This is a genomic window from Dietzia sp. DQ11-38-2 (genome assembly GCF_014145055.1).
Classification (GTDB): domain Bacteria; phylum Actinomycetota; class Actinomycetes; order Mycobacteriales; family Mycobacteriaceae; genus Dietzia.
Window position 1 is genome coordinate 1 of sequence record NZ_JAALDW010000524.1, and the last position, 3573, is coordinate 3573.

The following is a 3573-nucleotide window of genomic DNA, read 5'->3' on the forward strand; positions in this document are numbered from 1 at the left end:
CTACGGCCCGTCCCAGTCGACCGTGGGGGCCAACCGGGCGGGCCGTGACGCCGTCCGCGCGATCGTGTCCGAACTCTGAGGGGCTCAGGGTGGTGGGGCTCGGAGTGGTGGGGCTCAGGGTGGTGGGGCTCAGAGGGTCCGGGAGATCAGCTCCTTCATGATCTCGTTGGTCCCGCCGTAGATCTTCTGCACGCGGGCGGAGGCGTACATCCGGGCGATCGGGTACTCGGTCATGAACCCGTAGCCGCCGAAGACCTGCAGGCAGCGGTCGATGATCTCGCACTGCTTGTCGGTGCAGAAGTACTTGGCCATCGACGCCGTGGCCGGATCCAGCTTGCCCTCCAGATGCAGGGAGATGCAGTGGTCCAGGAGGGTCCGGGCCGCCAGGGCCTCGGTCTTGCACTCGGCCAGCTCGAAGCGGAGGTTCTGGAACTTCAGGATGGGCTTGCCGAACGCCTCGCGCTCCTTGGCGTAGTCGACCGCGAGGCGGACCGCGGTCTCGGCCGCGGCGACGGCGGTGACGGCGATGATGAGGCGCTCCTGGGGCAGCTGCTGCATGAGCTGGATGAAGCCCTGGCCCTCGCCCGCCTCGCCGCCGAGGATGTTGGCGGCGGGGATCCGCATGTCGTCGAAGAACAGCTCCATCGTGTCCTGGTACTTCAGGCCGATCTTGTCGAGCTTGCGCCCGCGGTCGAACCCCGGGAGGTCCGTGGTCTCGGCCAGCAGGAGCGACAGCCCCTGGGCACCCTCGCCACCGGTGCGGGCGACGATGATGAGCAGGTCGCAGTGCATGCCGTTGGAGATGAACGTCTTGGCGCCGTTGACCACCAGGTCGTCGCCGTCCCGCACCGCCGTGGTGCGCAGCGCCTGCAGATCCGAACCCGCTCCGGGCTCGGTCATGGCGATCGCCCCCACCATCTCGCCGGTCGCCAGCTTCGGCAACAGGCGGGTCTTCTGCTCCTCGGTGCCGTACTGGAGCAGGTAGTGGGCGACGATCGTGCTGTGCACGGAGTTGCCCCAGCCGTCGTCGAGCGCCCGGGTCTGCTCCTCGGCGATCACGGTCTCGTGGGCGAACGTGCCGCCGCCCCCTCCGTACTCCTCGGGGATGGAGATGCACAGCAGGCCCGCGTCGCCGGCCTTGTTCCAGAATCCTCGGTCCACCGCGCCCTCGGCGGCCCACCGCTCGAGGTTCGGCGCGGTCTCCTTGTCCAGGAACGCACGAGTGTGGGCGCGTAGCGCGTCCAGGTCGTCGGTCATCCACGGGGAGCGGTAGGGGGCGGTCTCGAACACGAGGGATCTCCAGGGGTCGGTCGCGTGGGGCCCGGGCGGCCCCGCTCGTCCACCACAATACAAGTGCATGCTTTGCTATGCAATCGTATGGTCGCGGTATTGTCTCCGACATCGACCGGACGCAGACGCCGGTCGAGGGACGACGAACGGGGTGGCGCACATGGCCGGGACCACAGCCGACCGCGGCGGTGCCGCCGACGGGGACCTCACCGCTAGGGCGCGGATCCGCTACGCCGCACTGGCCCTGTACGCCGAGTACGGCGAGGACCGGGTCTCGATGCGTCGGGTCGCCGCCGAGGTCGGGGTGACCATCGGCCTGATCCAGCATCATTTCGGCACCAAGGACGGCCTGCGCCGGGCCGTCGACGACCTCGTGGTGGAGCGGGTCGTCGGGGCGCTGGCGACGGTGGAACACACCGGGACGCCGGCGGAGGTGGTGGAGGCCAGGAACGTCGCGGTCCGCGAGATGCTCCGGCAGAACCCGCAGCTCGTGAGCTACCTCAACCGGGCCCTGTTGGAACCCGACGGTCGCGGGGCACCGTTGCTGGAGGCGATCGTCGACCTCACCACCAGGGAGATCGAGGGCCTGCGGCGAGGGGGTCTGGCCTCCACCAGGGCCTCGGACAAGGTGCAGGTGGTCCGTACGCTCGTCGACCAGGTGGGGGAGGTGTTCCTCCGGCCCGTGGTCGAGGCCATCTGGGCCCACATCGGTGGGGATCCGGGCGAGTGCCCGTCGATCAGGATCACGGTCGAGGGTCACTGACGCCGAACGAGCCCGTCGGACGGCTGGCTCGCCGCGAGTAGCGGGGCGCGCCCGCCGTGCAGCCGGAGCCGGCGCCCGATAGGCTGTCAGGGCGTTTACCCGGGCAGTCTGCCGGGGTGGGAAGGACACGCTCATGAGGTTCACCGGCCTGGCCAAGCTCGCCGTGACCGCTGTGATGGCCGGTGCGACCGCACTCGCGGCCCCCGCCGCCGCCCAGGCCGCGGTCCCGGTCGCCGGCGGCACTCCGGTGCTGGTCAACGGAGTGGCCGGGTGCACCCTCACCGCCGCCGGGTATGACGCCACCGGAGCCCCGGTGGCCTTCACGGCCGCCCACTGCAGCGACCGGATCAACTCCCCGGTCTTCCTCCGGAGCGACCCGGGAGCCGGGGTGATCGGCACCGTCGCGACGCGTAACGAGATCCTCGACTACTCGGTGATCCGGCTCGACCCGGGTACCGCGGTCCCCGTCCGCCAGCCCGGGGTCAGCGGGCGCGGTCCCGCCCCTGAGTTCGGTGACGTCGTGTGCAAGGACGGGTTGTCCACGGGGCACACCTGTGGCATCACGTGGCAGCGCGACGGCGCGAAGTTCTGGAGCCAGGCCTGCGCGGGATACGGGGACTCCGGTGGTCCGGTGACCCGCGACGGTCGCCTGGTGGGACTGCTGTCCGGTGGGCACATGCCTCCGAACGCCGGGCCCATCGGCAGCGTCGGTCCACTCCTGCCGTCCTGCTTCCACGCCGCGCAGTCGCCCTTCTTCCTCCCGGCGCTGGCGTACTCGTTCGATGCGATCGTGACCGATGCGACCGACCGCAACTGGCCCGGTCGCGGTTTCCGGATGGCCTGACGGCCCGCCGAGCGGACCGCCCGAAATCGGTGTGGATCATCGGCCCACCTGGTACGACTGGGGTCATCCCGGATGAGAGGTGAACCCATGACCAGCACCGATGCCACCGTTCCTCCCAAGCGACGCGACCGGGCCAGCAGGGGACTGTTCATGATCCTCGGGCTGATCGTCGTGGTGATCGTCGTGGGTCTTCTGGTGTTCCTGTTCACCGGGAATGCCGAGGAGTCCGCGCAGCCCGCGGCGGAGGACCCCCACTCCGCGCTCGCCGACGCCATCACCGCGGAGGTGGAGGGCGCCGTCGTCGAGTTCGAACCCGGCCTCGCCGCCGTCACCTTCCCCCTGCCGCCGGATGCCACTCCGGCCGCCGCCAGCCAGGCCGCCCAGGACGACTCGATCAGCATTCTCCGCGCCGTTCAGGACTCCGAGTGGTCGGGGACCGTGGAGATCACCGCCTACTCTGCGGCCGGCGACCAGCCGGGGGGCCAGGAGATGGTGAGGATGGTGTACCTGCCCGAAACAGTCGAACGGATCGACCCGGACGGGATCGGGCGCGAGGACGTGTGGGCCGAGGCGGACGAGCAGTTCGTCGACCCGGCCCTGGCGGGGTAGGCGCGCTGGCCGGGTGACCTCACCTCGCCCACAGTTCGGCGGACTCGGCGGCGCCCGCCTCAGACCG

The 3573-nt window shown here is 70.4% G+C and carries 4 protein-coding genes; 3 read left to right on the forward strand and 1 reads right to left on the reverse strand.

What is annotated here, in order from left to right; all coding sequences use genetic code 11:
• Positions 1-129: 129 nt before the first annotated feature.
• Positions 130-1290, reverse strand: a complete 1161-nt coding sequence (locus G6026_RS16450) for an acyl-CoA dehydrogenase family protein (RefSeq protein ID WP_107755972.1) — start codon at positions 1288-1290, stop codon at positions 130-132.
• A gap of 160 nt (positions 1291-1450) precedes the next feature.
• Between G6026_RS16450 and G6026_RS16455 the strand changes: the two genes are divergently transcribed.
• From G6026_RS16455 to G6026_RS16465, 3 genes are all read left to right on the forward strand, one after another.
• A complete protein-coding gene (locus G6026_RS16455; protein ID WP_182613802.1) occupies positions 1451-2053 on the forward strand; it encodes a TetR/AcrR family transcriptional regulator in 603 nt (200 codons plus the stop codon).
• A gap of 133 nt (positions 2054-2186) precedes the next feature.
• Positions 2187-2897 carry a peptidase S1 gene (locus G6026_RS16460; protein ID WP_107755974.1) on the forward strand — a complete coding sequence of 237 codons (711 nt, stop codon included), beginning with the start codon at positions 2187-2189 and terminating at the stop codon, positions 2895-2897.
• Positions 2898-2984: 87 nt separating this feature from the next.
• On the forward strand, positions 2985-3506 hold the full coding sequence (locus tag G6026_RS16465) for a hypothetical protein (RefSeq protein WP_182613803.1): 522 nt from the start codon (positions 2985-2987) through the stop codon (positions 3504-3506).
• The last annotated feature ends 67 nt before the right edge of the window (positions 3507-3573 follow it).